The organism is Salinicola avicenniae (genome assembly GCF_023736115.1).
In the GTDB taxonomy this organism is placed as follows: domain Bacteria; phylum Pseudomonadota; class Gammaproteobacteria; order Pseudomonadales; family Halomonadaceae; genus Salinicola; species Salinicola avicenniae.
This window is the reverse complement of sequence record NZ_JAKQZC010000001.1, coordinates 242,107-268,821: the sequence shown is the minus strand read 5'-3', so window position 1 is coordinate 268,821 and position 26,715 is coordinate 242,107. Positions and strand designations below refer to the sequence as shown.

The 26,715-nt window shown below is 64.1% G+C and carries 22 protein-coding genes; 12 read left to right on the top strand and 10 right to left on the bottom strand.

Features of this window, described 5'->3' with window-relative positions:
* The first annotated feature begins 38 nt into the window (after nucleotides 1-38).
* Both MC381_RS01175 and recG read left to right on the top strand, forming a co-directional pair.
* Entirely contained in the window at nucleotides 39-959 is a 921-nt protein-coding gene (locus MC381_RS01175; protein WP_251975888.1) for a hydrogen peroxide-inducible genes activator, read from the top strand.
* Nucleotides 956-3,034, top strand: a complete 2,079-nt coding sequence (gene recG / locus MC381_RS01170; RefSeq protein WP_251975887.1) for an ATP-dependent DNA helicase RecG — start codon at nucleotides 956-958, stop codon at nucleotides 3,032-3,034. The genes MC381_RS01175 and recG overlap by 4 nt, the downstream gene beginning before the upstream one ends.
* A 170-nt stretch (nucleotides 3,035-3,204) precedes the next feature.
* On the opposite strand, the gene MC381_RS01165 is transcribed toward recG, so the two are convergent.
* The 6 genes from MC381_RS01165 to yccS form a co-directional block, all read right to left on the bottom strand.
* Entirely contained in the window at nucleotides 3,205-4,047 is an 843-nt protein-coding gene (locus MC381_RS01165) for a tetratricopeptide repeat protein (RefSeq protein WP_251975886.1), read from the bottom strand.
* A 9-nt stretch (nucleotides 4,048-4,056) separates the two neighbouring features.
* Complete coding sequence (locus tag MC381_RS01160) at nucleotides 4,057-4,968, bottom strand: hypothetical protein (RefSeq protein ID WP_251975885.1); 912 nt, start codon at nucleotides 4,966-4,968, stop codon at nucleotides 4,057-4,059.
* Between the two features lie 167 nt (nucleotides 4,969-5,135).
* Nucleotides 5,136-6,002: a tetratricopeptide repeat protein gene (locus MC381_RS01155; RefSeq protein ID WP_251975884.1), complete on the bottom strand. Its 867-nt coding sequence runs from the start codon at nucleotides 6,000-6,002 to the stop codon at nucleotides 5,136-5,138.
* Entirely contained in the window at nucleotides 5,980-9,240 is a 3,261-nt protein-coding gene (locus MC381_RS01150) for a T6SS effector BTH_I2691 family protein (protein WP_251975883.1), read from the bottom strand. Before MC381_RS01150 ends, MC381_RS01155 begins: the two co-directional genes overlap by 23 nt.
* Complete coding sequence (locus tag MC381_RS01145) at nucleotides 9,237-10,142, bottom strand: DUF4123 domain-containing protein (RefSeq protein ID WP_251975882.1); 906 nt, start codon at nucleotides 10,140-10,142, stop codon at nucleotides 9,237-9,239. Before MC381_RS01145 ends, MC381_RS01150 begins: the two co-directional genes overlap by 4 nt.
* Before the next feature lie 120 nt (nucleotides 10,143-10,262).
* Complete coding sequence (yccS, locus tag MC381_RS01140; protein WP_251975881.1) at nucleotides 10,263-12,518, bottom strand: YccS family putative transporter; 2,256 nt, start codon at nucleotides 12,516-12,518, stop codon at nucleotides 10,263-10,265.
* Between the two features lie 198 nt (nucleotides 12,519-12,716).
* On the opposite strand from yccS, the gene MC381_RS01135 reads away from it, so the two are divergent.
* The gene (locus tag MC381_RS01135; protein ID WP_251975880.1) at nucleotides 12,717-13,805 is read left to right on the top strand and encodes an Lnb N-terminal periplasmic domain-containing protein; all 1,089 of its coding nucleotides are present in this window, start codon (nucleotides 12,717-12,719) and stop codon (nucleotides 13,803-13,805) included.
* On the top strand, nucleotides 13,802-14,701 hold the full coding sequence (locus MC381_RS01130; RefSeq protein WP_251975879.1) for an oxygenase MpaB family protein: 900 nt from the start codon (nucleotides 13,802-13,804) through the stop codon (nucleotides 14,699-14,701). Before MC381_RS01135 ends, MC381_RS01130 begins: the two co-directional genes overlap by 4 nt.
* A 63-nt stretch (nucleotides 14,702-14,764) precedes the next feature.
* On the opposite strand, the gene MC381_RS01125 is transcribed toward MC381_RS01130, so the two are convergent.
* Nucleotides 14,765-15,661 carry a LysR family transcriptional regulator gene (locus MC381_RS01125; RefSeq protein ID WP_251975878.1) on the bottom strand — a complete coding sequence of 299 codons (897 nt, stop codon included), beginning with the start codon at nucleotides 15,659-15,661 and terminating at the stop codon, nucleotides 14,765-14,767.
* Between the two features lie 157 nt (nucleotides 15,662-15,818).
* Here MC381_RS01125 and trpB point away from each other — a divergent pair, with 157 nt between their 5' ends.
* The 3 genes from trpB to MC381_RS01110 all read left to right on the top strand — a co-directional run bounded on the left by trpB (nucleotide 15,819) and on the right by MC381_RS01110 (nucleotide 18,743).
* A complete protein-coding gene (gene trpB / locus MC381_RS01120) occupies nucleotides 15,819-17,039 on the top strand; it encodes a tryptophan synthase subunit beta (protein WP_251975877.1) in 1,221 nt (406 codons plus the stop codon).
* Complete coding sequence (trpA, locus tag MC381_RS01115) at nucleotides 17,036-17,902, top strand: tryptophan synthase subunit alpha (protein ID WP_251975876.1); 867 nt, start codon at nucleotides 17,036-17,038, stop codon at nucleotides 17,900-17,902. Before trpB ends, trpA begins: the two co-directional genes overlap by 4 nt.
* A gap of 127 nt (nucleotides 17,903-18,029) precedes the next feature.
* The gene (locus tag MC381_RS01110; protein ID WP_251975875.1) at nucleotides 18,030-18,743 is read left to right on the top strand and encodes a pirin family protein; all 714 of its coding nucleotides are present in this window, start codon (nucleotides 18,030-18,032) and stop codon (nucleotides 18,741-18,743) included.
* 100 nt (nucleotides 18,744-18,843) lie between these two features.
* On the opposite strand, the gene MC381_RS01105 is transcribed toward MC381_RS01110, so the two are convergent.
* The 3 genes from MC381_RS01105 to MC381_RS01095 all read right to left on the bottom strand — a co-directional run bounded on the left by MC381_RS01105 (nucleotide 18,844) and on the right by MC381_RS01095 (nucleotide 20,962).
* Entirely contained in the window at nucleotides 18,844-19,200 is a 357-nt protein-coding gene (locus MC381_RS01105) for a hypothetical protein (protein ID WP_251975874.1), read from the bottom strand.
* Nucleotides 19,201-19,329: 129 nt separating this feature from the next.
* Nucleotides 19,330-19,626: an HU family DNA-binding protein gene (locus MC381_RS01100; protein ID WP_374708153.1), complete on the bottom strand. Its 297-nt coding sequence runs from the start codon at nucleotides 19,624-19,626 to the stop codon at nucleotides 19,330-19,332.
* Nucleotides 19,627-19,774: 148 nt separating this feature from the next.
* The gene (locus tag MC381_RS01095) at nucleotides 19,775-20,962 is read right to left on the bottom strand and encodes an NAD(P)/FAD-dependent oxidoreductase (RefSeq protein WP_251975873.1); all 1,188 of its coding nucleotides are present in this window, start codon (nucleotides 20,960-20,962) and stop codon (nucleotides 19,775-19,777) included.
* Nucleotides 20,963-21,100: 138 nt separating this feature from the next.
* Here MC381_RS01095 and MC381_RS01090 point away from each other — a divergent pair, with 138 nt between their 5' ends.
* The 5 genes from MC381_RS01090 to MC381_RS01070 all read left to right on the top strand — a co-directional run bounded on the left by MC381_RS01090 (nucleotide 21,101) and on the right by MC381_RS01070 (nucleotide 26,655).
* Nucleotides 21,101-21,643 carry a chorismate--pyruvate lyase family protein gene (locus MC381_RS01090; protein ID WP_251975872.1) on the top strand — a complete coding sequence of 181 codons (543 nt, stop codon included), beginning with the start codon at nucleotides 21,101-21,103 and terminating at the stop codon, nucleotides 21,641-21,643.
* Nucleotides 21,644-21,720: 77 nt separating this feature from the next.
* Nucleotides 21,721-22,620, top strand: coding sequence for a 4-hydroxybenzoate octaprenyltransferase (gene ubiA, locus MC381_RS01085; RefSeq protein ID WP_251975871.1), 900 nt, complete (start codon nucleotides 21,721-21,723; stop codon nucleotides 22,618-22,620).
* A 145-nt stretch (nucleotides 22,621-22,765) separates the two neighbouring features.
* On the top strand, nucleotides 22,766-23,455 hold the full coding sequence (gene phoB, locus MC381_RS01080) for a phosphate regulon transcriptional regulator PhoB (RefSeq protein WP_251975870.1): 690 nt from the start codon (nucleotides 22,766-22,768) through the stop codon (nucleotides 23,453-23,455).
* 8 nt (nucleotides 23,456-23,463) lie between these two features.
* Nucleotides 23,464-24,783, top strand: coding sequence for a phosphate regulon sensor histidine kinase PhoR (gene phoR / locus MC381_RS01075; RefSeq protein ID WP_251975869.1), 1,320 nt, complete (start codon nucleotides 23,464-23,466; stop codon nucleotides 24,781-24,783).
* Nucleotides 24,784-24,963: 180 nt separating this feature from the next.
* Complete coding sequence (locus MC381_RS01070; RefSeq protein WP_251975868.1) at nucleotides 24,964-26,655, top strand: methyl-accepting chemotaxis protein; 1,692 nt, start codon at nucleotides 24,964-24,966, stop codon at nucleotides 26,653-26,655.
* Nucleotides 26,656-26,715: the final 60 nt, after the last annotated feature.

The window sequence follows — 26,715 nt, the reverse complement described above, 5'->3', positions numbered from 1 at the left end:
CTTTTTTTGTGCGACAGGGAGCCTTTCGGTCCCACCTCATGACTCTAACAGAACTCCGCTACATCGTAACCTTGGCGCAGGAGCGTCACTTCGGCCGCGCCGCCGAGCGCTGCTTCGTTTCTCAGCCAACGCTCTCGGTCGCTGTCAAAAAACTCGAGGAAGAGCTCGGTATCGCGCTGTTCGAACGCTCCAAGTCCACGGTGCAGGTCACGCCGCTGGGCGAGCGCATCGTCGAACAGGCGCATCGGGTGCTCGAGCAGGCGACGCTGATCCGCGAAATGGCCACCGAAGGCAAGGACCAGTTGATCAGCCCGCTGCGTATCGGGGCGATATACACCATCGGGCCCTATCTCTTCCCGCACCTGATCCCGGCGCTGTCGAAACTCGCGCCGCAGATGCCGCTCTACATCGAGGAGAGCTTCACCGGCGTGCTGCGGCGCAAGCTGCGCAACGGCGAGCTCGACGCCATCTTCGTCGCACTGCCGTTCAACGAGTCGGACGTGGTCACCAAGACCCTCTACGAGGAGCCTTTCGAAGTGCTACTGCCCGCCGACCACCCCTGGACGTCGCGGGCGGCCATCGACAAGGAAGACCTGCTCAGCGAACGCCTGCTGCTGCTGGGCGAGGGTCACTGCTTCCGCGATCAGATTCTGGAAGCCTGCCCGGCGATCAGCGCCCAGCTGAACAATCCGCAGAATACGCTGATCGCCGAAGGCGGCTCGCTCGAGACCATCCGCCACATGGTCGCTTCCGGCCTCGGCATCACGGTGCTGCCAAAGCTGGCCATCGGCACCGGCCACTACGAGGGCGGCCTGCTGGAGAGCCGGCCCTTCCGGGGCGATGTGCCGACGCGCAGCGTGGCGCTCGCCTGGCGTGCCAGCTTCCCCAGGCCCAAGGCGATCGACGCCCTGATTCAGGCGATCGACAAGATTCAGGATAGCGACGTCGAGGCCGCATGAGCCTCGATGACCCCGTCACCGCGCTCTCCGGCATCGGCGAGGCGCTCGCCGGAAAGCTGGCCAGGTTGCAGATCGAGCGCGTCGCCGATCTGCTGTTCCACCTGCCGCTGCGCTACCAGGATCGCACCCGAATCACGCCGATCGGCACGCTGCGCGCCGGCACCGAGGCCGTGGTCGAGGGCGAGGTCAGTGCGGCCGATGTCATTCGCGGGCGGCGGCGCAGCCTGCTGGTTCGGCTCAAGGATGGCTCCGGCATTCTCAGTCTGCGTTTCTTTCACTTCTCTCCCGCGCAGCAGCAGCAGTTCGTGAAGGGCACCATCGTGCGCTGTTTCGGCGAGGCGCGGGCCGGCAGCACCGGGCTCGAGATCTATCACCCGGAATACCGTCTGATACAAACCGACAGCGCCCCGGTCGAGGAACACCTGACGCCGATCTACCCTGCGACGGAAGGGTTGGCGCAACCCCGCCTGCGCGCGCTGATCCAGCAGGCGTTGAAGCGCCTGGCGGACGACCCGGCTTCACTGCCCGACTGGATTCCCGAGCCACTGCGCGGTCGCTTCCGCCTGCCGGGCCTGATCGAGTCCCTGCGCTACCTGCACGAACCGCCGCCGGACGCCCCCCAGGAGCGGCTGGCCGACGGCCGCCACCCGGCGCAGCGGCGGCTGGCACTCGAGGAGTTGCTGGCGCATCAGCTGAGCCTGCGGCAGGTACGCCTGCGCATTCAGACCGACGGCGCCCCGGCGCTCGCCGCCGCGAGTCATCTACAGGCACGTTTTCTGACCCAGCTGCCGTTTTCGCTGACCCGCGCCCAGCAACGCGTGCTCGACGAGATCGGTCGCGATCTGGAGCGCGAAGTCCCGATGCTGCGGCTGGTGCAGGGCGATGTCGGCGCCGGCAAGACGGTGGTTGCCGCCATGGCCGTCCTCAACGCCGTCGCCGGCGGCTGCCAGGCCGCCGTGATGGCGCCCACCGAGATTCTGGCCGAGCAGCACTTTCGCCAGTTCCGCACCTGGCTCGAACCGCTCGGTATCGAGGTCGGCTGGCTCGCCGGCAAGCTCAAGGGCAAGGCCCGGCTGGATGCCAAGGCCGCCATGGCCGACGGGCGCGTCCAGGTGGCGGTCGGCACGCACGCCCTGTTCCAGGCGGATGTCCACTTCCACAAGCTGGGGCTCGCGGTGATCGACGAGCAGCATCGCTTCGGTGTACACCAGCGTCTGGCGCTGCGTCAGAAGGGAGAAGCCGGCGGGCTCACGCCGCACCAGCTGATCATGACCGCCACGCCGATCCCGCGCACGCTGGCGATGAGCGCCTACGCCGATCTCGATCTCTCGGTGATCGACGAGCTGCCGCCGGGGCGTACGCCGGTGCAGACCGTAGCCGTGCCCGACGAGCGCCGCCCGGAGGTGATCCAGCGTATCCGCAACGCCTGTGCCGAGGGCCGGCAGGCCTACTGGGTCTGCACCCTGATCGAGGAATCGGAAGCGCTCACCTGCCAGGCGGCCGAAGTCACCCGCGACACGCTCGTCGAAGCCCTGCCGGAACTCAACGTCGGGCTGGTCCACGGGCGCATGAAGGCCGCGGAAAAAGGTGAGGTCATGGACGCGTTCAAGGCTGGCGAGCTGGACCTGCTGGTCGCGACCACCGTGATCGAGGTTGGTGTCGACGTCCCCAACGCCAGCCTGATGATCATCGAGAATCCGGAGCGCCTCGGGCTCTCGCAGCTCCACCAGCTCCGCGGTCGCGTCGGGCGCGGCAGCGTCGACAGCTATTGCGTACTGCTTTACCACCCGCCCCTGTCGCATCACTCGCGTGAGCGGCTCGGCATCCTGCGCGACACCACCGACGGCTTCAAGGTCGCCGAGAAGGACCTCGAACTGCGCGGTCCCGGCGAAGTGCTCGGCACCCGCCAGACCGGCCTGGCACAGATGAAGATCGCCGATCTCGAACGCGATCGCGACCTGCTCGACACCGTCACCGCGCTCGCTCAGGCCCTGCTGGAAGAGGCCCCGGACGCCGCCCAGCCGCTCATGCGCCGCTGGCTGGGTGACGAGGCGGGGCGCTACGGGCAGGTATAGATCGACAGCGCCTAGGCGCTGTCTCAGAAGTCGACGAAGGAAGGCCAGACAAGGCAAAAATCGGTGAGTGCGCGGAATCTACGGGGTGTAAATGAGCCTCTTGACCGAGCTGGCGCTCCAGCCGATTTTTAACGCCGTATGGGCGAGTTCGGGCGCTTGTCAGACAAAGCTCAATGATACTCGTAGTGACCGTCGCTGCCCTGGGCTTCCAGGCCGTGGTAACTGGGGCGATAGCTGTTATGTTCTTCCTGCCATTGGCGCGACAGCGAAACCGCTTCGTCGATCTGCGCCTGGGTCATCTGCTCCGCCAGCTCCGCCTTTTTATCGGATGACGCCGTGCCGCCGAGGTCGTACATCATGTAGGCGCGAACCAGATCCTGTTCGGTGCCGATGCCTTGGGCATAGAAGTCGCCGGCCACTCCAAATGATGTAGCCGCTTCTTCATTTACTGCTTTCTGTATCCAATAAAAAGCTTCTTCTTGATTTCCTTCTAACCCTCGACCATTTAAATACATTTGAGACAGATTAAGCATAGACAAACCATCACCAGACCTAGCAGCTTTAGAAAACCAATACGCAGCTTTTTCGTAGTCTTTTACTTCCTCATGCCCTCTGGAAAAATAGTATATCTTCGCTAGCTCTACTTGGGCTCTCAAATAGCCAGACTCGCCGGCTTCCGACATCAGGCGAATCCCTTTTTCTACATTTTCATCTACACCGTAACCATTAAAATACATCAAACCGGCATAAAACCCTCCTGGCTTATAGCCTTGCTCAAAAGCCCGCTCAAAAAGTTCGCATGCTCTCCCTACATTTTTATCTAGGCCCTCGCTTCCACGAAAATACGCCATTGCCAACGTATAGCTAGATTCACCATTGCCGTCCTCAGACTCGTTCTCCAAGCTTTCTATCGCATGAGAATTCACGTCGTCCGAGCGGGTTTCGGAAATCGCAAAACAACTGATCCCAAGAAAAAAAACAACAATAATCGCTATTATTTTTCTCAAAAACATAGACCACCCCTAATCTACTGACACACTCAACTCGTCTCGACACCCAGAACCTACGCGCTCGCCAACTAGCACCATCCGAATCACTAATGTTTCAGGAAAACCTAACAGGTCACAGGATACAGCCAGTTCACCTCGCCCTGATTCATAGTCAGGATATAAAAACCCATCATCACTAGGTGCTTTAGGTTCACCTTCTCGAATTTCATCTACCACAGTTGATTCTGGCAGTGTAACCGAACCATCTTCTTGCCGGTGCTCGATGATCTTTACCTTTTTCAACAGCTCAGTCATGCCATCGCTGACCTGTAAAAAATCGACCTTTAGAATAGATGTTTCCAACTTTGGCACAAGCAATTTTATCCTAGCAGTATAGGGCTCCTCCCCCGGATGATCGGCTTGCTCAAATGCCGCAAACGGCCCGGCATTTTCAATACGCCGCCACCGCTGAATCACGTCGATATCCACCGATATCCCTCGAATCACCATCTCCAGCGATTCCTGCTCTTCTTCCAGCGAGGCGAAGGGGGCTTCCTGGCGACCCGGAACGCCGAAGATGCTGCGTCGCACCCAGACGCGAATCCCCAGCGGCACGTAGTGAATGATCTGACCGGCAATCCAGATCGCGAACAGGCTGATCAGTAGTGGTATGACCACACTCGAGAAGATGAGCCCGACGACCGCGCCGGCGACGTTGACGCCAACCAGCAGATACATATTGTCCGTGAACTGTGAGAGCTCCCCTTTCCGCTCGGCCTTCTCCGCATCCGCCAGCATACTGAAGGCGTCGATGATGCCGATCACGTTACCGACGGCGCCGGCGATCTGGCCGAAGCGCGCCAGTCGGCTGGCGGTCTCCAGGGATTGATGGGCAGCGGCGATGCCCTGCCTGGCCGCCCGGCGCTCATAGCGCCCCGAGGCCATGCCGGCACCGAGACTGGCGATGGCCAGTGTCGGTGAACACAATCAGAGTTATCTGACAGAAATGGCTACCGCCCTGGCATACCAAACGTTTGCCGAGCCATGGTCGCACCGGCCCTAAAGGCCGGTGATAATCGAAATCGGAGGGATTACCGGATGAGAGAAATCGATCAGTGATACTCGTAGTGACCGTCGCTACCCTGAGCTTCCAGGCCGTGATAGCTGGGGCGATAGCTGTTGTGCTCTTCCTGCCATTGGCGCGACAGTGAAACCGCTTCGTCGATCTGCGCCTGAGTCATCTGCTCCGCCAGCTCCGCCTTTTTACCGGATGATGCCGTGCCGCCGAGGTCATACATCATGTAGGCGCGAACCAGATCCTGTTCAGTGCCAATGCCTTGGGCGTAAAAGTCGCCTGCTTGATCAAAAGCTAGAATGTAGTCTTTATCAACTGCCCGGCTGATCCATTTAAAAGCTTCATTTTCATTTTTTTCAACACCTCGCCCAAACTTATAAAAGATGCTCATTCTCTGCATTGCTAAAGGATCGCCATTATCCGCCAAGACCCCGCTCCAATATGCGGCCTTACTTTCGTTCACTACGCTAACGTCGCCATTTATCCCTACCATATATGCTTCGGCTATATCTTTCTGAGCCTCCAACACTCCACTCTCCGCAGATTTTTCTATATAGAGCATGCCTTGCTCGACATCTCTATCAACTCCGCGGCCATAGGCGAGCATTAAACCCATATAGTAGTAGGCTTCGTCGCTGCCATTTTCAGCTGCGCTTTCAAACCATTGATATGCTTTGGGATAATCAACCTCTAGATCACCATAGCCATTCAGATAAGCATGCCCCAGTATATATTGCGAATAGGCATCTTGATGTTCTGCTTTTCCTACTAACCCTTGTTGACCATATTCCTCAAAGCGGTTTTCTAGGTCAGACACCGAAGCTTTTGCACAAAAAGGAAGTACTAAAAGGACCAAAAAAAACAAGGGGAAAGACAGGTTTTTATAGATTGATTTCAAAAACATCTCTTGCTCCTGAGAAATTACTGTTAGAACGATAAACCAAAGCAAGCCGAACTTTTTCCGGAAAACCCTTTAGATCTGCATTCCAAGCCACAAGGATGCCATTATCCTCGATAGTTAGACTAGGACGTAAGTTTTTTTCATCCCCACGCTTAAGTCGATCAGAAGACGTTTCTTCAGCCAACCGGGGTTCATCTTCAGAATCGAGGATAGAGAACTGGCCTATCGCTATAGGTGCCGAGTTAGAAATTTGAACAAATTCAACATCTATATCGGATTCAATACGCTTAGGGAGGTTGATTTTCATATTAACATAATAAGGCTCTTCCCCCTGATGATCGGCTTGCTCGAACGCCGCAATGGGCCCCGCATCTTCGATACGCCGCCACCGCTGAATCACGTCGATATCCACGGAAATCCCACGAATCACCATCTCCAGCGATTCCTGCTCTTCTTCCAGCGAGGCGAAGGGGGCTTCCTGGCGACCCGGAACGCCGAAGATGCTGCGTCGCACCCAGACGCGAATCCCCAGCGGCACGTAGTGAATGATCTGACCGGCAATCCAGATCGCGAACAGGGTGATCAGCAGCGGCACGACCAGCGCACTCGAGAAGATGAGCCCGACGACCGCGCCGGCGACGTTGACGCCCACCAGCAGGTACATATTGTCCGTGAACTGCGAGAGCTCCCCTTGCCGTTCGGCCTTCTCCGCATCTGCCAGCATACTGAAGGCGTCGATAATGCCGATCACGTTACCGACGGCGCCGGCGATCTGGCCGAAGCGCGCCAGTCGGCTGGCGGTCTCCAGGGATTGATTGGCAGCGGCGATGCCCTGCCTGGCCGCCCGGCGCTCGTAGCGCCCCGAGGCCATGCCGGCACCGAGACTGGCGATGGCCAACGTCGGTGACAGCAGTTTCCACCAGCTCTCCGGTTGCCAGTCGTTGGCATTGGCCGAGCGCAGCGCCTCGATCACGCCCATGACCAGGAAGAGCCTCGCCACGCCAGTGAGCGCCGGACTGGCGCTTTTCAGCGCGCTGACCTTCTGACGAGCCAGCTCACGGGCCATGCCATCCTCGACCCGCACATGCAGGAAGCTGCCACCATTCCTGACGCGCTCGCAATCCAGATAGCCGGCGAGACGGTCGAGCTCCGTTTCCCGGACCTGCCAGAGAATCCGGACGCGGGCGGAGTCCTCTCCGTCGACCGAGGCGAAGTTGCCGCTGCGATTCGGCGTGTCGATCTCCGGATCGACGAACTGGTAAGCATCGTTCTTCGTGAGTTTCGGCTCGCCGCTGTTTTCGGCGACGTAGCGCACCATATCGCGATATTCACCCACCTCGATATCCAGCTCGACCAGATAGGAAGCGCGGCTTTGCCAATCCGGCGCGTCCGGGTCTCCCATGGCGCCGATCTGCAGCAAGCGACCCAGGCGAATCATCGGCACGGTGTTGGCCTGTGCCGACCCTCGGCTGAGCGCCTGATCCCGCATTCCCAAGGCGACACTCACGTCACTGACCACGTTCTGCAGATTCCGCCACGCCTTGGCCATGGTGCGGCGCGTGGTGTCGAGATCGCGGAAATTGACGCTCGAGGTGCGAGCCAGGTTGTAGAGGTTGAACCAGTTGCCGAGCGTCATGCGGTCGAGCGCATCCTGCTCGGTGTCGACCTTGCGGATCGCTTCCAGCAGTTGCTCGCCGAGAGACGCCAGATTGGCGGCGAACGCCCGGATCAATAGCGCATGCTTGTCGTCGAGCTCGACCAGCTTGCGCCATAGCGCGAGGCTGTCCTCGCCCAGAATGCCACCCTGCAGCGTATCGGCGATGATCGACGAGACGCCGATACCGTGGTGCAGGTCGCTATCGCTGTAGCGGGACACACATCTTTCGAGATGCTGATCCACCCAGCGGGCGTAGTCCGCATCGAACCGCTTGGTCTGCTTCGAGCAGCTATCTCGCAGGTCGATATAATCGCTTTCGAAGCCGTCGGCTTCATCCCGATAAAGCTCCTCGAACTCCTCTTCCAGCTTGTCCGAATGTCGGTCGAGCGTGGCCAGCTGATCCTGTCGCTCCCACTCACCGCCCTTGAGGTGAGTGTAGCCATCGGCATAAAGCGCATCGTACTGATCTCGCTCTTCGCGCAGGCGAGCACGCTCTTCGTCCGATTCGGCGTTATCGATGGCTCTCTGAAAATTGCGATGGCGTGTTTCGGTAATTCTGCGGGCTTCATCGTTCTCGCGTTCGATCCGAGGCGCCGTGCTCTCTTCAATTTGCCGTCTTTTCTCCGCCTCGCTGGCGTCGAAGCCGTTTTTCAGGCGCTCCCGCGCCGAGAGCCAGAGCACCTTGCGCGCGTTGTCACCCTGTTCGAGAAAATCCTGCATCCGCTGCGCGGGCTCATGGCGGTAGGCATTCAGCTCTTCGATGATGCCGACCTCGTCATTCATAGCGAACATCAGCGGCACGCTGTCGGGCAGGCTGCCGGCGCTATCGACCATGCATCTGACCAGCCCCGGCGCCCCGTCGCACTGCGCGACACGTCTCGAGCCGACGCCGCTGTAGTGGCAACTCGCTTGATAGACGGCTTCAGACTCACCGAGCTCGGGCAGGTATTGCTCTATCGCCTCCTTGGGAAAGGCGTGGCGGGCTTGCTGTGACGCCACCCAGGCAGCGGCATCCAGGCACTGCATGTGCTGCTCTCGCCAGGCAGCGTCGTTGCCTTTTTCCCGCAAATGCGCCCGGGGCCAGGCGTGTTCGGTATAGGCGAGGAAGACGCGGGTCACCGACTCGGCGTTGGTCAGCGTGAAGAAGGATGCCTTGTCGCTGTGGCCTTCATGCACACAGGCGAAATCCCCGGGTGGCTCATCCGGGGGTTCCGCGACCGGAAACTGCTGCAGTTCGCCGGTGGAGGCCACCGCAAAGCCATACCAGTCACCATTTCCCTCGTCGTAAACGTAGAGATAGCCCTGCCTGAGTCGGCGCAGGATGTACTGGTTGACCGGCGCCTTCGTTTGTTCGACGCCGTCGACTTTCTGCTTGTCGAGCCCAATCTGCGTAAACGCCGACACGCGATCCTCGGGCAAGGGCCGCAGGTTGGGGTTGTCGTCGATCCGGCACACGCTATAGCGAACGGGCAGGATCGGGATACCCTTCGGCCGTTGGCAGTAGCGACAATCTCCCGATGCCGTGCCCGGGCAGTTGCTTTCTCGAGCCGCGGTATTCGCGTTGGCGGGGTTGGCAGAGCTCATGTCAGGGATTCCTCGAGATCTTCCTCCGGGCTGCTGGCAAGTCTCTGCCAATCCGCCTCGTTCAGAGTATCAGTCAGTGTGATATAGCGCTGTTGCGACTGAGCCAGTTGCCGCAGGGCGTTCTGTATCAGGGGGTGGCGGTAAAAGTCGGGCCGCGTCCAGGCGCCCTGGAGGGCAAAGGCAATCTGACTGGCCTGATCCCGGATACCATATCGCTCGGCGCGCTCGAGATGGCGGTCGAGGATCGCGTTGGCGTCATCCGGCAGCACGACGCCGGATTGCTCGCGTTTCCAGGCCTCCAGACACCGATTGATCAATTCGATGCGAGCGATGGCAGCCATCTGCGCGGCACTCAGGTCGAGCTGGCGCTGCCAGACGCCGGGATGACGAAGTCGCTTCAGCTTCCCGTTGTGATCCACGAAGATCCACTGTTTGATCGGCCCCAGGAGCACACTCCACTGGGCCGGCGTCAGAATCGTCAGCAGGTGATTCATGACACGGGGATCATGGAACCGCAGAATCACGTTCTTGCCGGCGGGATTCTTCTGAAGGACAGCGCGCTGGAGATGTCGCGCAATCGCGAAGAGCGGCTGCGGGCTTTCAAGCCAACCGCACAGGGAAGCATGCCGAACGTTGGGGTCTTGGGCCCAGGCTTCACTCTGCTGAGCCAACGCCGGATCCTGCCCGAACGTCATGACCCGCAAGGCGTGCTTGGGGCTTCTGGCGCCACTGGGGTCCGTCACCAGCATGCCGGCCAGCGGCTTTTGCTCGACCCACTGCTTCAGCCCACCCGGCGTCGCGTTTAGCCCTTGCGGATCCTGCAGAATCGGGTCCAGGAGCAAATAGTTACACTGCCTGCTCTCGACAAACTCGACGTGTTCGGTAGCCAGTATCTCGGACATGGAGAAAAGCGCATTGAAAAAAGTTTTATCCTAGAGAGATAAAAACACAATTACGCGACATCTCCAGTAACACTATATTTACTGACAGTTAATTGAGTGTCTTTGTGTATCTTACACTTATCACTTCGACACGACCTGCTCTGCAGCCGTTGCCGAGGCAGCCGTCGTCTTCACCAACCGCTCGGCCGCCTCGCGCATGGGAACGAGCTGGCGGCTGATGTGTAACAGCTGGTTCTGGATGACGCGGCGCTCGTCGTCGCCGTCGTCCTGGGCACTGGCAGGCTCCTGCTCGAAAATCGCCATCAAGGCACTCTGCTCGCTCTCCAGCGCCGGGACCGGCTGGCGAGTCTGCAGCGCGTTGGCAATCGACTCGAAACCGTCGGCCACGCGCCGCGCCGCGGCATAGATCTCGGCGTCCGCCTCGCTCGGCGTCAGCGTGCCACGGTGGGCACCCAGTGCCGAGAGATAGCCCAGCAGCGTGTGCGACACGACCAGGAAGCGAAAACCGTCGTCGGCGTCTTTCTTGCGGTAGTGGCCGGGCTCCTGAAGCATGTTCGAGAGGACGGTCGAGAGCGCGGCATCGGCATTGTGGGCATTGCGACGCGCCAGCCGGTAGGCCAGATCGTCCTGCTTGCCAGCCTCGTACTGGTGAATGATCTCGCGCAGGTAGTGCGTGCTGTTGACGAGCGCCGTGGCAGCCACCTTGTTGAGCCGCCGCCCCTGCCAGTCGGGCAGGATAAAGAAGACGGCCAGCCCCGAGATCACGGCCCCGATCAGGGTATCGATCAGCCGCGGCAGGATCAGATCGAAGCCGTCGCCGATCTGATTGAAGCTGGTCAGCACCAGCGTGGTGATCGCGGCAGTCGCGATGACGTAGCGCTTCTCGCGGTTGGCAAAGAAGACCACCCCGGCAACCACCGAGATCAACGACTGCAGCAGCGGGTCGACGAAGAGGCTGATCAGCGCCCAGCCAACGACCAGCCCCGCGACCGTGCCGATAATGCGCTGGCGCAGAAAGCGCCGCGTCGCCCCGAAGTTGGGCCGACAGACAAATAGCGTGGTCAGCAAGATCCAGTAGCCCTGGGTCGGATGCACCAGGTGCAGCACGCCGTAGCCTACCAGCAGCGCGAGCGGCAGGCGCAGGGCGTGACGAAAGGTCGGCGAGCCGGGGGTCAGGTTGAGCCGAACGCGCTCACAGGCATCCTTGAAACTGCGCGGCGAGCGGTTGAACAGGCTGGCGTCCTTCTCGTCGGCCACCGCGTCGGGATTGTGGGCGCTGGAGAGCTGGTTCTCGAGCGTCGCCAGATTGCGCGCGAGCGCCTGCAGCGAGCGTAGCAGGGGCGTCCACGCCGGATTGCGCTGCGCTCGCAGGTAGACGATCGAGGCGCGCAGATCCTCCAGCGCTTGCTCGCTCAGGCTGTGATCGAACGGCTGGCGCAGCAGCAGTGCCTTGCCGAGACGCTTGCAGGCGCTACCCTGCTGATCGAGCAGTCGCTGGCAGCGAAACAGCACGTCATGGTGGAAAAAGGTCTCGGTCAGTGCGGAGTAGGGATAGTGGGAGGCACTGACCCGCTCGTGGATATCCTGGGCAATGAAGTAGAGCCGCAGGTAGCGATTGAGCTTGCGGTTGCCGCGCTGGCCTTCCAGGCGCCGAAAGATCATCTCCTTGGCCTGGTTGAGTGCGGTCACCACGCGCCCGTTCTGGCGCGCCAGCGCCACCCGGCGCGCCTCGACGTCGACACCGCGCAGCGGCTCGAACAGCGTCGCCTTGATGATCAGATACTCGCCCAGCTCGCGATAGAGCTGCGCCATGCTCTGCTTGACCGGCTGGCGCGAAAAGAGCGCACACCAGATCACCGAGATCAGCCCGTACCAGGCGGCCCCCCCCACCAGCAGCAGGGGCTGGCGCCAGAAGCTGTCGCCGGTGGTACCGCCGTGCTGCTCGATATTGATCATCGAGTAGACAGAGAGAATCAGAGTCGCCGAGGCGATGGTGGCATAACGCTGCTCGACCGCCCCGAGCATGATGAAGAGGAAGGCGGAGATCGCCAGGCCGGGTGCAAACAGCCAGGGCCAGGGGAAGAGCAGCTCCACCGAGGCGGAGGCGACAAGAAAGCAGAGCAGCGTGACCAGCAGAGCGCGAACTCGCCCCTCCCAGTTGTCATCGGTTTCCGAGAGCGCGCTGGCAATGATGCCGAGGAAAAGGGGGATCGCCAGCGCGATCTGGTCCAGCGACCAGCTCAGGGCAATGGCACCGCTGAACGCGAGGAAGACGCGAAAACTGTAGGCGAACTTGTCGAGCGTCCAGAGTCGGCGCAGGGAGTGGGAGAGCGAATCGGAAATCTCGGTGTCTCCAGGTCGTGGCTGCAGGGGCACGATAGCCTGTCGGCGGCGACGGCGACAGGCACCATGAGTCGCAAATCGCCGGCAGCGGCCCATGAATTTAGACTTTAGTATAACGTTCTATCGCTTATCGGCGGCAACGGCCCAGGCTTTATTCGCGCGCGGCACTGGGGCACCATCGGCTGTCGCGACGACGTCGACGACGCCGGCCTTCTTCGTTCGGGAATCCTCATGTCCGCTATCCGGCCGCCCTTCTGGCGTCGAGCACTCGTCCTACTCAGTCATGCCCTGCGCGCGCTCGGACTCGGGCTGGCGACGGCCTGGGGTGTCATGGCCCTGCACTTCGCGCTGCCGGGGCCGCGCGCCGGCGTGCTCCTCGCCATCATCGGCTGGGCGCTGCTCGGCTCGGCGGCACTGCTGGCCCCGGTATGGCGACGGCGCTACCCGCGCCTCGCCCTGGCGCTACGGCTGACGTTTGTCGCCGCGCTGATCGCTATCGTGGCCTGGTGGCAACGCCTCGAGCCCAGCAACGACCGCGATTGGGCGCCGGATGTGGCGCATCAGCTATCATTCGAGCGTGACGGGGATCGCGTTCGGCTGCACAACGTCCGCGACTTCGCGTGGCTGACGCCGGAGACCGCGACACCGCGCTGGGAGACGCGCGACTACAATCTCGATGCGCTGTCATCGGTCGACATGATCGTCTCCTACTGGATGGGACCGGCCATCGCCCACACGCTGGTCAGCTTTGGCTTCGACGACGGCCGCCACCTGACCTTCTCGGTGGAGATACGGCGCGAGCGCGACGAGGCCTTCTCGATCAGCGGCGGCTTCTTCAAGCAGTTCGAGGTCAATCTGATCGCCGCCGACGAGAACGATATCCTGCGGCTGCGCAGCAATGTGCGCCACGAGGATGTCTATCTCTACAACGTGGGGCTGCCGGCAGCCGCGCGGCGCGAGCTGTTTCTGGCCTATCTCGAAGAGGCCGAGCGCCTGCAGCAGGAGCCCGCGTTCTACAACACGCTCACCAGCAACTGCACCACCATCGTGTTCAATATGGTCGACAAGATCGTGTCGGGACTGCCGAAGGACATTCGCCTAATCCTCTCCGGCTATCTGCCCGAGTACGTCTACGAGGTCGGCGGACTGAATACCCGTCAGCCGCTCGAGGTGCTGCGCGAGCGGGGCTATATCAACCCCCGCGCCCAAGCCGTGCCCTATGCGGCCGGCAGTCGGACATTTTCGCGTGCCATACGCCAAGGCGTACCGCTCGCCAATGGCGACCTTTCCTCCCCTGACGAGACGGCAGCGACCCCATGACGCCGACCCGCCTGCGCGACGCCATCGAGCAGCGCATCAGCCACCTGACCGGCCGCACGCTTGGCGGGGTGGACTACACACAGCCCAAGGGCGATCCGGGGCTGTTCGGGCCGGAAACCGTCGCCTGGCGGATTCACGGCGATTTCACCTCGATGATGTGCGGCGGCATCAGCGCGCTGCTGCTGCAGATGCTGCACCCGCTGGCACTCGCCGGCGTATGGGACCACTCCAACTTCCGCCAGGACATGATCGGTCGGCTGCGTCGCACCAGCCAGTTCATCGCCGTGACGACCTTCGGCTCGCGGGAGGATGCCGAACGGATTCTCCAGCGCGTGCGCCAGGTGCATGAAGGCGTCGTCGGCGAGGCCGCCGACGGCACTCCCTATGCCGCCAGCGACCCCGAGTTGCTGACCTGGGTCCACGTGGCCGAGATGAGCCGCTTTCTCGCTGCGCATCGGCGCTATCGCAACCCGCGCCTGAGCCTGGCCGATCAGGATCGCTACTTCGACGAGACCGCCCGCGTCGCCGAAGCCCTCGGCGCCCGCGACGTGCCACGCAGCCGCGCGGCGGTCGACGCCTATCTCGAGCGCCAGCGTCGCTTTCTGGTCTGCGACACGCGCACCCGCGACGTGGTCGAGGTGCTGCTGCACTCGCTGCCGCCGAGCCCGATCATCCAGCCTGCCGGCGCCCTGTTCATGCGCGCCGGCATCGACCTGCTACCGCCGTGGGCGGCGACCCTGCTCGGCCTGGAAATGTCGGCACGCGAACGCCGGGCGGTACGTGGCGGGATCCGCACGCTAGCGCCGGTGGTGCGCTGGGCGGTGCGCAACGGCTCCTATCGTCGCGCCATGGAGCGCATGCAGGCGAAGGAGCAGAGCACGCGGCGAGACGGCTGATACCGCCGGCTCACGGCCTCAAGGTGGCGCTCACCCATCGGCCAAGGCGTGTCGATTGGCCCCTCACAATTCCCGTTTCAGCCACGCCGCCAGCGCGCCAGCGCGCCGCTCGTCGGCACCGGGCGCCAGCCAGAGCCCCAGCGCCGCGCCGGTCTCGACTGCCGGCCAGGGCGCGACCAGTTGGCCGCGTTCGATCTCGCCGGCGACCAGGACATCGGGGGCAATCGCCACGCCCAATCCGGAAAGTGCCGCCTCGAGCAGGTAGTAGAGGTGCTCGAAGGTTCGCCCTCGCTGGCGCGCCGCGGCCAGCGTCTCGGGGTCGACACCCATGGCGTCGGTCCACTGCGTCCACGCCTGCGGACGGGAGGCGGTATCCAGCAGCGTGCCATGCGCCAGCATGTCGGCGGCCGTCTCGGACGGGGTCGACCGCCAGACGTCGGGCGTCGCCACGGCGACGATACGCTCGGGCCGCAGCGTGAACACGCTCAGGTCTGCCGGCCAGGGGGGTGCGGCGAAGCGCAGCGTGGCGTCGACGTCGTCGCGACGCGGGTCGAGTTCATGCTCGCTGGAGATCACCCGCAGGCGCAGCGCAGGCAGATCGGCGTTGAGACGATCGAGCCGCGGGATCAGCCAGCGCGCCAGCAGGCTGCCGGGACAGGCCAGTGTGAACGGCGCCTCGTCGAGCCGCCGTTTCAGCGTCGCGCAGCCCTCGCTCAGGCGCGAGAAGGCCTCGCCGACCGAGCGCTGCAGCTCTCGTCCGTGCGCGGTCAGGGTCAACCCGCGGCCAACGCGCTCGAACAGCGCCGTCCCGAAATGGGACTCGAGCGTGCGCAGCTGCCGGCTCACCGCCCCGTGGGTCACGTGCAGTTCTTCGGCGGCGGCGGTCACGCTGCCACAACGGGCAGTCGCCTCGAAGGCTCGCAGCGCATTAAGCGGCGGCAGGCTTGCAGCACTCGACATGACGGATGGCCTCTCCAATCGGATGTGAGTTTTTCTCACAGATTAGAGAGAGTTTATCGATTTTCTCCGGCGCCGACACGGCCTAGTCTACGTCCATCGACTCGCCCTCACGCCGAGGCGCCGAGTGACCTTCGATGCCGAGTGACCTTCGATAAGGATGACCGCCATGACGGACTTTCCCGACGACAACGGCTTTTTCGGCAGCGGCGACCAGCGCTACGGCGGCCGCTACCTGGCCGAAACCCTGGTGCCGCTGATCGGCGAGATCGAGGCCGCCTACGACGAGGCTCGCGCCGATCCCGCTTTTCAGACACGTCTGGCCGATCTGCAGCGCGACTACGTCGGCCGCGCCACGCCGCTTTATTTTGCCGAGCGCCTGAGCGCCCATTTCGGCGGCGCCCGGATCTACCTGAAGCGTGAGGATTTGAATCATACCGGCGCGCACAAGATCAACAATGCGCTCGGCCAGGCCCTGCTGGCCAGGCGCATGGGGCGCAACCGGCTGATCGCCGAAACCGGCGCCGGCATGCACGGCGTCGCCGTGGCAACCGTCGCCGCCCGACTCGGCATGCAGTGCAAGATCTATATGGGCGCAACGGATATCGCGCGTCAGCAGCCCAACGTACAGCGCATGCGTCTGCTCGGCGCCGAGGTGGTGCCGGTGACCAGCGGCACGGCGACGCTCAAGGACGCCATGAATGAGGCCCTGCGCGCCTGGGTCGCCAGCGTCGATGACACCTTTTATGTCATCGGCACCGTCGCGGGTCCGGCCCCCTATCCGCGCATGGTGCGCGACTTCCAATCGGTCATCGGCCGCGAAACCCGCGAGCAGATGCTGGCGCGCACGGAGCGTCTGCCCGACACGCTGATCGCCTGCGTCGGCGGCGGCTCCAACGCGATGGGGCTGTTCCATCCGTTTCTCGACGATGCGGTCGAACTGATCGGCGTCGAAGCCGGCGGTGAAGGGCTGGCCAGTGGCCGTCATGCCGCGAGTCTCAACGGCGGCGCGCCAGGCATCCTGCACGGCAATCGGACCTATCTGCTGCAGGACGACGACGGCCAGATAGAGGATGCTCACTCGATCTCCGCGGGCCTCGACTACCCCGGGGTCGGCCCCGAGCACGCGTGGCTCCACGACAGCGGTCGCGCGCGCTACATCGCCGTGAACGACGACGAGGCCCTGGCCGCGGTAACGCTCTGCTGCCGCCTGGAGGGCATCCTGCCGGCGCTCGAATCCGCGCATGCCTTGCACGAAGCCGGGCGCCAGGCCGCTGCACGCAGCGCCGATGCCTCGATCGTGGTGTGCCTGAGCGGCCGCGGCGACAAGGACATGCAAACCCTCATCGATCACCTGCCCGCCGAGGAGAACCGCTCATGAGCGTTCCTACCGTCATGTCAGAAAGTCGCCTGACACGCCGCTTCGAAGCGCTACGCCAGGCTCGGCGCGCCGGGCTGATTACCTACGCGATGGCCGGCGACCCGGAGACGGGCACCGGCCGCCACCTGCTCGAGAGTCTGCCGGCGGCCGGGGCGGATATCATCGAGCTGGGCATGCCGTTCAGCGACCCTATGGCCGACGGCGTGGCCATTCAGCGCGCCGGACAGCGTGCGCTGGCCGCAGGGCAGACGCTGGCGCGGACGCTCGAGGACGTGCGCGCCTTCCGTCGTCACGATGACGACACGCCGATCGTGCTGATGGGCTATCTCAACCCGATTCAGCGCTTCGGCGAGACGCGCTTTCTCGAAGCCGCGGCCGACGCCGGGGTCGATGGGCTGATTCTGGTCGACCTGCCACCCGAGCACGGCGCCGCGCTGACCGCTCAGGCACGCGATCTGGGCCTGGCCCGCATTCCACTGGTGGCACCGACCACGCCGCCGGCGCGACTGCCGACACTACTGGCCCAGGGCAACGGCTTCGTCTATCGCATCGCTTACAACGGCGTGACCGGCGGCCAACGCCCCTCGACCGAGAAAGTGCTTGAGAAAGGGCTTGAGCCAGGGCGTGACAGCGAACCGGAGAACGCGCTCGCTGCCGGCATCGCCCATTTGCGGCAGCAGACGCCGTTACCGGTGGCCGTCGGCTTCGGCGTTCGCGATGCGGCCACGGCAGGCGCGGTCGCACGCCAGGCGGATGCCGTGGTGGTCGGCAGCGCGCTGGTGGAAGCGCTCGAGACCGGGGGCGTCGAAGGAGCGCTCGCGCTGACCCGCACGCTGGCAGCGGCCATCGCCGAGGCACGCTGAGACATCGTTCGATTTTGTGCAGGCGATCGCGCATAAATACGCGCTTTTGTTCGATCGCTTGCGCGCTAGACTCCTCTCACGCGCCGACTGATCCGCATTCGGCGCCCCGGAGAAGAGGAGTTCGACGATGTTAACGATCCGACGCGGTCACGAACGCGGCTATGCCGACCACGGCTGGCTCAAGAGCTTTCACTCGTTCTCGTTCGCCGGCTATCACGACCCCGAACATGTCCACTTCAGCGTCCTGCGCGTGATCAACGAGGATCGCGTTGCGCCCGGTCAGGGCTTCGGCCAGCACGGCCACCGGGACATGGAGATCTTCTCCTATGTTCTCGGCGGCGAGCTGGCCCACCGCGATACCCTGGGCAACGGCTCCGCGATCGGCCCCGGCCGGGTCCAGATCATGACCACCGGTACGGGTGTCGAGCACAGCGAGTTCAACCACTCGTCGAGCGAGCCGGTCCACTTTCTGCAGATCTGGCTCTTCCCGCGCGAGCGCCATCTCACGCCGCGTTATGCGGAGAAGGATTTCACCGAAGCGGACAAGCGCGGCCGGCTTTGCCTGATCCTGTCGCCGGATGGCCGCGACGGCTCGCTCACGCTGCAGCAGGACGCCTTCATCTACGCAACGCTGCTGGACGGCGAGGAACATGCCTCGCTGGCGCTGGCGGCCGGGCGTCAGAGCTATGTGCACGTGGTGCGCGGCGAGTTGACGGTCAACGGTGAACGGCTGGCGGGTGGCGATGCGCTGATGCTGGTCGATGAGCCGGAGGTGTCGTTGGCGCAGGGCGAGGCGGCGGAAGTGCTGGTCTTCGATTTGCCGGAGATCGCGGCAGCCTGACCCGGCAGACGCCAGCGCGGTCATGATGTTGACGCGGAGGCGGGCCGCATTAGACGCCTAAGAACGCGTGGCTCGTGGCTCGTGGCTCGTGGCTCGTGGTTCAGAGATGCTTGAGCAGACTCTGCAGTCGCTCCAGGTCGCGTGAATCGCCCACCAGGCGCAGACGACCGTCGAACAGTCCTTCGCGAAAAGCACGCTGAGAGGGCTTGCGCAGAAACCGGGTCGCGCTGTCGGCATCGCGAAAGCGCAGTTCCAGCGCCAGATCCACCGGCAACCCCGGCGCACTGTCGATCGCCTCGGGGCGCATACGGTAATGGCGTGCGATCGCGAGGTCCTCCGTCGCCACGCCCCAATCGAAGCGTTGCAGGCGGGTCAATGTCTCGCGGAACGCCGACTTGCGCGCACGCGCGCGCTTGAGCATCACGCCGAGCCACCACAGCATCAACTTGAGCTTCATGCTACCTCGCAGCGATCAATCAGCGCCGGTGGTACCGGCAAGCAGGAAGCCGATTCGCCAACGGTCGGCGAATCGGCGTACAGGCCGCCCGTCCGGCGACGGGCGGTTGCCAGGACGATAAAACCGGGACTACTTGCTGACCGCGTCCTTGAGCGCCTTGCCGGGCTTGAAGGCCACGGTCTTGCTGGCGGGAATGTTCAGCGGCTTGCCGGTCTGCGGATTCTTACCGGTGCGCGCGGCACGCTCGCGAACCGTGAACGAACCGAAGCCGATCAGGGTGACATCGCTACCCTTGGAAACCGTGCCGGTGATTTCGTCGAGAATGACGTTAAGCACCTGGCTGGCCTTGTCCTTCGAAAGATCCGCACGCTCGGCAATCGCCGCAGCGAGTTCTGGCTTACGCATAAAGCCCTCCTGGTTTAGCAATGGCGTCACCTGGCACGCCTCGCAGTTGTTACGCGTTGTTGTTCTCGATGAGGGACTCATACCCTCCGAGCGCATAATAGGCAGCTCGAGGCGCGGTTTGTCCAGTGCAAGTGACGAATCGTGGCTGACGCACCCGTGACTACCGTCGCTAGCCTAGCAACGGCGGCGCCGCTCGCGCCAGTTCGACTTTCCGCCGAACACAGCGTCCAGTGAGCGCAAACCCCAGCAACTGGCCGTTCGTGTCCTCGGCCAGCGCGACGAGATCGCCGGCTTCGCCTTCGATACGCCAGCGTGCCGGTGCCTCGCGCGGCGGCAGGGCGGCCACCGGCAACAGCGGCGTCTTGACCATGATCGGCCAGGCGCCGTAGCTCACCGGCGTCGGTGTCCCGGTCAGCGTGGCCGCCAACGCCCGGGCGCTGGCCTGCAGCGGCTGCACGTACATGGCACTGAGACCGTCGACGCAAGCGACATCGCCCAGCGCAAAGACATCGGCCGCCCCGGTCGCGAGATAGCGATCGACCTGGATACCCGCCTCGGAGACCGCAAGCCCAGCGGCGGCCGCCAGCGCCGTGCGCGGGCGCAGCCCGGTAGCCACCAGAACCAGGTCGGCGGCGAGCACCGCGCCGTCATCCAGCGTCAGCACCACCGTCTCCGCCTCGTCCTGGATGGCGTCGAGCCGACGGCCGAGATGCAGATCGATGCCCGCTTCGGCAAAGGCCGTGCCCAAAGCCCGCCCCAGCGGTGGCGGCAGCAGACGCGGCAGCGGTGTGGCTTCGGGCGCGACCAGGGCGACCCGGTGGCCACTCGCCTGCAGGTCGCTGGCGTACTCGCAGCCCACCAGACCGGCCCCCACGATCGCCACCCGCGCCGGACCGCCATGGCCGTCGAGCGCGGTACGAAAGCGCCGGTAGTCGTCGAGATCGTTGATCTGGAAGACCCGCGAAGCGAGCGCCGGCGGCACGGCGAACGGCTGCCAAGGCGCCGCGCCGGTGGCGATGACCAGTTGGCCGTAGGGCAGCCGCTCGGCGCCAAGCTGCAGACAGCGCGACGCGGTATCGATCGCCGTCACCGGCGTATGGATACGCAGCTGGGCATCCAGCGCCTCGGCCACGCCGACCGCATCGCGCATCGCCAGCGCTTCGGGCGCCTGCCGCTTGGCCAGCGCGCTCGACAGCAGCGGCTTGCTGTACTCGTCACCGCTGTCGGCACTGATCAGCGTGATCGGGCGCGCAGCATCGCGGTTCCTCACACCGCGCGCCACGCCGAGACCGGCCATGCCGGTGCCGATGATCGTCAGCGGCGCTGGCGCGGTGGGGGGCTCGTTGGCAACGCTCATGCCATCCTCGCAGGGCTACGGGAGAGAGGCCCATGGTACACTACGCCGCCGTTGCTCGAGGTCGCCGCACCTCGCCTCGAGCCTCGCTCGAGAATCCGCGCGCGTCAGCGTGTGCCGCCGTTCGTTCCGGAGTCGTGTGTGTTCCCAGCCCTGCGTTGCCCGCTGCTGCCCGCCGCCGCCCTGCCTCGCCGCTGGGTCCCGGTCGCCGCGCTGCGCCCGGCGATGAGCCCGGCCTGGTGGCAGTGGATCGCCTCGACCGATTCGCTGACGGCACGACTGATCGCGGCCTCCCCCGCACCCTTCCGGGTCTGTCTGGTGCACCAGGCGATAGAGCGGCCGCTGGCCGACGAAGCGCTGGCGCTCGGTGAATCTCCCGCCCGGGTCGCCTGGGTCCGCGAGGTGGCGCTGATGAGCGGCTCGCGCACCTGGGTCAGTGCGCGCTCGGTGGCACCGCTAACGCCCGCCTGCCGGCGCGTGCTACGCGCGCTGGGCGAGCGCTCCCTGGGCAGCTGGTTGTTCGCCCAGTCCGATCTCGAGCGCGACCCGATCGAGGCGCTTCGCCCATCGACGACGGGCGTCTGGCTGCGGCGGTCACGCTTCCGTCATACCGGCCTGCAGCTCCTGGTACAGGAGCGTTTCGACGCGGCCATGGCCGCGGATCTCGGCCTGCCCCCCCGCTGAGGCGACTCGCTGCCCCAGTCTCGAAGATGGCGGGCATCTAGGGTAAGGTGCTTGCGGCTGTCGTTTCGGAGACCCCTATGCCCAGCGCCGACGCTCCCGCTCGCCCCCGCGGCCTTGCTCGCCTGCCCGATTTCCTGCGCCTGACGCGGCTCGACAAGCCGATCGGCACCTGGCTGTTGATGTGGCCCACGCTATGGGCGCTGTGGCTCGCCGCCGACGGGCTGCCGGATCGGCCGACGCTGTTGATCTTTGTGGCCGGGGTCTACCTGATGCGCGCCGCCGGCTGCGTGGTCAACGACTACGCCGACCGCCACGTCGACGGCCACGTCAAGCGCACCCGCGAACGGCCGCTGGCCACCGGCCGGATCCGCGAGGGGGAGGCCAAGGCGCTGTTCGCGACGCTGGTGGCACTGGCTTTCGTGCTGGTCTGTTTCACCAACCTGCCGACCGTCCTGCTCTCCTTCGTCGGCGTCGCGCTGGCCGCGGTCTACCCCTTCATGAAGCGCTATACCCACTTGCCGCAGGTGGTACTGGGGATGGCCTTCTCGTGGAGCATCCCGATGGCCTTCATGGCCGTCGAGCGCAGCGTGCCGCTCGAAGCCTGGCTGCTGCTGATCGCCAACGTGGCCTGGACCGTGGCCTACGACACCCAGTACGCCATGGTCGACCGCGACGACGACATCAAGATCGGCGTCAAATCCACCGCGCGCCTGTTCGGTCGCGCCGACAAACTGATCATCGGCCTGCTGCAGCTGGCGACGCTGCTGCTGCTGGCCTGGGTCGGCACGCGACTCGCGCTGGGCGGCTTCTTCTGGCTCGGCCTCGCGGCGATGGCGGCGACCTTCGTCTATCAGCAATGGCTGATCCGCCATCGGGCGCGTCAGCCCTGCTTCCAGGCCTTTCTCAACAACTTCTGGTCCGGCCTGCTGGTCTTCGCCGGGCTGGCGCTGACCCTGTGGCCTGGCGTCCCCGCCTGACCGAGTCCCGCTGGCGATCGCGCCGACTGGCCGAGCTGTCACATCGCTGTCATATTTTCACGCTGTAATCGTCACCGTTCTGTCACGGCTGACCGGTCGCCCCATGTCCACGGGAGATCGGTCGGCGGCTCACTCGAGGCCTGTCATGAGCGCAAAGACCGTACTCATCGTCGACGATGAACCCGCTATCCGCGAGATGATCGCGGTCGCCCTGGAGATGGCGGACTATCAGGTGCTGGAGGCGGACAACGCCCAAACCGCCCACGCTATCGCCCTGGATCGCAAGCCGGACCTGATGCTGCTCGACTGGATGATGCCGGGCGTCAGCGGCATCGAGCTGGCGCGACGCCTGAAGCGTGAGGAAGCGACCGCCGAGATGCCGATCATTCTGCTCACCGCCAAGGGTGAGGAGGACAACAAGGTGCAGGGGCTGGAAGCCGGCGCCGACGATTACATCACCAAGCCGTTCTCGCCGCGCGAACTGGTCGCCCGGCTCAAGGCGGTCCTGCGCCGAGCCACGCCGCCGGGAATCGAGGAGGCCGTCGAAGTGGGCGGGCTCAAGCTCGACCCCTCCAGCCACCGGGTCACCTCCCACGGGCGTGCGCTGGAGATCGGCCCCACCGAATACCGGCTGCTGCAGTTCTTCATGACTCATCAGGAGCGCGCCTACTCGCGCAGCCAGTTGCTCGATCAGGTCTGGGGCGGCAATGTGTACGTGGAGGAACGCACCGTCGACGTGCATATCCGCCGGCTGCGCAAGTCGCTGGGTGAGGCGCATCAGCACCTGATCCAGACCGTACGGGGTACCGGCTACCGTTTCTCGATGAAGGAGTAACTCACGGCGTGCGCTACTGGATCAACGAACTGTGGCGCCTCGGCTACATGCTGTTCGGGCTCGGAGCGCTGGGCCTCCTGCTGGGCGAGCTTTTCGGCAGTCTGTTCGCCGGTCTCGGCTGGGGCGTCGCCGCCGGGCTCGGCCTCTACGTGTTCCTGCACCTGCGCCACGTGCGGCTGCTCTATATCTGGCTGCTGCGCAACCCGCGCGAGGCGCCGCCGCCCGGCACCGGCGTCTGGGGCGACCTGTTCGATCGTCTCTACACCTACCAGAAGGCCCAGAGCCAGCTGCAGCAGCGCCTGCGCGATATCCTCCGTCGCATTCAGGACTCCTGCGAGGCGATGCGCGACAGCGTGGTGATGCTCGATCACAACGGCGATCTCGACTGGTGGAACAGCGCCGCCAGCGACATGCTTGGCCTGCAGCCCCAGCATGACCGCGGCCAGCCGATCACCAACCTGTTGCGCGACCCGCGCTTTATCGCGTACTTCGAGACCTGCGACTATCGCGAGCCGCTGCTCCTGCCGTCACCGGTTCACGCCAACCGTACCCTGCAGTTTCATCTCACCCTGTTCGGCGACAACGAGCGTCTGCTGATGGCCCGCGACGTCACGCGGCTACACCAGCTGGAGATGATGCGCCGCGACTTCGTCGCCAATGTTTCCCACGAGCTGCGCACGCCCCTGACGGTGCTCGCCGGCTATCTGGAAACCTATTCGGAGCATGCCGGCGAGCTACCCGAGCGCTGGCAGCGTGGCTTCATCCAGATGCAGGCACAGACCACGCGCATGCAGAACCTGGTCGAGGATCTGCTGCTGCTGTCGCGACTGGAGATCGATAGCCCCGACGACGATCGCGACACGGTCGATATGGCCAGCCTGCTCGCCAGCATTGTCGAAGATGCCCGCGGCCTGAGCGCCGGCCGGCATCACTTCGTGCTGGAAACCCCCGAGACGCACCACCTGCTGGCCAACACCAAGGAGATCCGCAGTGCCGTCTCCAACCTGGTCTTCAATGCGGTGCGCTATACCCCCGAAGGCAGCACCGTCACCCTGCGCTGGAAACCGTGGCACGACGGCGCGGCCGTCGAGGTCGAGGACGACGGCGACGGCATCGATCCGGTGCATATCCCGCGGCTCACCGAACGCTTCTATCGCGTCGACAAGGGTCGCAGCACCGCGACCGGTGGCACCGGCCTGGGGCTGGCGATCGTCAAGCACGTGCTGCTGCGCCATGATGCCGAGCTCGACATCGCCAGCCGGCCCGGTACCGGCGCCCGTTTCCGCTGCGCCTTCCCGGCCACCCGCCTGTCCGACGCCGCGCGCTGATATCCCGCCCACACGTGACAATCATCAACGCGGCAATCGACAACGCGGTAATCGACAACGTGCCAATCGCTGGCGCCGTCTTTCGGCCTCAACCTTCCCGAGTGCCGGCCGATAGTGAGTAATGTTCCAACTAATCCTCTAAATGAGTCGCGCGCTCGCGACATAAGGATGCCCTTACTCATGACGATGCGGCAAAAACTCTGGATGACGGTCGGGCTGATGTGGCTCGGCATGCTGGTGATGGTCGGCTGGATGGCGCTGGAGAAGCGCGACACCCTGATGACCGAGCGAATCAATAGCCTCAAGAGCTTCGTGGCGAGCGCGCAGACCCTGGTTGAACGCTATGTCGAGAACGCCGAGGCGGGTGAGTATTCCGTCGAGGAAGCAAAGGACTTCGCGCGCCAGAACCTTTCGGCGCTGGATCTCGACGGCAGCTACGTCTACGCCTTCGATAGCGACATTCACCTCGTCTACCATCCCAAGCGCGAAATCGGCTCCGACATGAGCGGTTTCCGTGACGACAACGGCATGTACTTCTATCGCGAACTCAAGGCACTGGCCGACTCGCCGGGCGACGGGACGCTGAAGTACGATTCCACCAACGATGCCGGCGAGAACGTCTCGCGGATCAACTATGTGCGCTATGTACCGGCGTGGGACTGGTATCTCGCCGCCAACGTCTACATCACCGACATTCAGCAGCAGTTCTGGAGCAGCGTGCTCAAGATGTGCCTGGTCGTGCTGGCGATCGGCCTGATCATCACGGCTGTCATGGCCTGGATCATCCGCAACGTGCTGGCGGACCTGGGTGGCGATCCGCGCGAGGCGCGTGACGTGGTCCAGAACATCGCCTCGGGCGATCTGACCACCTCGCTCAACGTCAAGGCGAACGACCAGCGCAGCCTGTTGAGCGCACTCGAGAGCATGCGCCAGCACCTGGCCGAGTCGATGGGCAACATCCGCCAGGCATCCAGCACCATTACCGTTGGCGTGGGCCAGATCCACAGCGGCAACGAGGATCTCGCCGCGCGCACCGAACAGCAGGCGGCCTCGATCGGTGAAACGGCTTCCAGCATGGAAGAGCTGACCCAGACCGTCCGCCAGAACGCCGACAACGCGCGTCAGGCCAGCGGCCTGGCCGGCGAAGCCCGCAGCACGGCCGCTGAAGGCGGCAAGATGATGGACCAGGTGGTCACCACCATGCAGGGCATCACCGACAGCTCGCGCCAGGTCACCGAGATCGTCGGCGTCATCGACTCCATCGCCTTCCAGACCAATATCCTGGCGCTCAATGCCTCCGTCGAGGCGGCACGCGCGGGCGAGCAGGGTCGCGGCTTCGCGGTCGTCGCCAACGAGGTGCGCACGCTGGCCAGTCGCAGCGCGGATGCCTCGCGCGAGATTCGCGAGCTGATCGACGCCTCCAACCGCAAGATCGACTCCGGCTCGGAGATCGTCGCCCAGGCCGGCGAGACCATCCGCAAGGCCGTCGAGGCGGTCACGCGCATGACCGATCTGATCGAAGAGATCTCCGTGGCGTCGGGTGAGCAGTCCAACGGTATCGGTCAGGTCAATGATGCCGTGGTCCAGATGGACCAGGTCACGCAGCAAAACGCTTCTCTGGTACAGCAGGCCACGGCCGCCGCCGCCACGCTCAACGAGCAGGTGGCGACGCTCGAGCGCGCACTGGAGGGCTTCAAGGTCGCCGATCTGGGTTATGGCAGTTCGATGTCCGGCTATAAGCGTGCGACGCCGCGGGAAACGCCTCAGCTGGCGGCTGCGCCCAGCCGCCCGGCGCCGTCGCAGAGCTCCGCTGCCTCGAGCTCCAGCGCCAATTACGCCACCAGCGACAACGACGACTGGGAGTCGTTCTAAGGCGCCCTTTGCCCGCGATCCGGCCGATCGCGGGCATTTCTCCGTATTGCATGGCGGGTT

Bases quoted from the DNA above. Each gene is read 5' to 3' on its own strand.
- MC381_RS01175 (WP_251975888.1), top strand. From the start codon at position 39: ATGACTCTAACAGAACTCCGCTACATCGTAACCTTGGCGCAGGAGCGT.
- recG (WP_251975887.1), top strand. From the start codon at position 956: ATGAGCCTCGATGACCCCGTCACCGCGCTCTCCGGCATCGGCGAGGCG.
- MC381_RS01165 (WP_251975886.1), bottom strand. From the start codon at position 4,047: ATGTTTTTGAGAAAAATAATAGCGATTATTGTTGTTTTTTTTCTTGGG.
- MC381_RS01160 (WP_251975885.1), bottom strand. From the start codon at position 4,968: ATGGCCTCGGGGCGCTATGAGCGCCGGGCGGCCAGGCAGGGCATCGCC.
- MC381_RS01155 (WP_251975884.1), bottom strand. From the start codon at position 6,002: ATGTTTTTGAAATCAATCTATAAAAACCTGTCTTTCCCCTTGTTTTTT.
- MC381_RS01150 (WP_251975883.1), bottom strand. From the start codon at position 9,240: ATGAGCTCTGCCAACCCCGCCAACGCGAATACCGCGGCTCGAGAAAGC.
- MC381_RS01145 (WP_251975882.1), bottom strand. From the start codon at position 10,142: ATGTCCGAGATACTGGCTACCGAACACGTCGAGTTTGTCGAGAGCAGG.
- MC381_RS01135 (WP_251975880.1), top strand. From the start codon at position 12,717: ATGTCCGCTATCCGGCCGCCCTTCTGGCGTCGAGCACTCGTCCTACTC.
- MC381_RS01130 (WP_251975879.1), top strand. From the start codon at position 13,802: ATGACGCCGACCCGCCTGCGCGACGCCATCGAGCAGCGCATCAGCCAC.
- MC381_RS01125 (WP_251975878.1), bottom strand. From the start codon at position 15,661: ATGTCGAGTGCTGCAAGCCTGCCGCCGCTTAATGCGCTGCGAGCCTTC.
- trpB (WP_251975877.1), top strand. From the start codon at position 15,819: ATGACCGCCATGACGGACTTTCCCGACGACAACGGCTTTTTCGGCAGC.
- trpA (WP_251975876.1), top strand. From the start codon at position 17,036: ATGAGCGTTCCTACCGTCATGTCAGAAAGTCGCCTGACACGCCGCTTC.
- MC381_RS01110 (WP_251975875.1), top strand. From the start codon at position 18,030: ATGTTAACGATCCGACGCGGTCACGAACGCGGCTATGCCGACCACGGC.
- MC381_RS01105 (WP_251975874.1), bottom strand. From the start codon at position 19,200: ATGAAGCTCAAGTTGATGCTGTGGTGGCTCGGCGTGATGCTCAAGCGC.
- MC381_RS01095 (WP_251975873.1), bottom strand. From the start codon at position 20,962: ATGAGCGTTGCCAACGAGCCCCCCACCGCGCCAGCGCCGCTGACGATC.
- ubiA (WP_251975871.1), top strand. From the start codon at position 21,721: ATGCCCAGCGCCGACGCTCCCGCTCGCCCCCGCGGCCTTGCTCGCCTG.
- phoB (WP_251975870.1), top strand. From the start codon at position 22,766: ATGAGCGCAAAGACCGTACTCATCGTCGACGATGAACCCGCTATCCGC.
- MC381_RS01070 (WP_251975868.1), top strand. From the start codon at position 24,964: ATGACGATGCGGCAAAAACTCTGGATGACGGTCGGGCTGATGTGGCTC.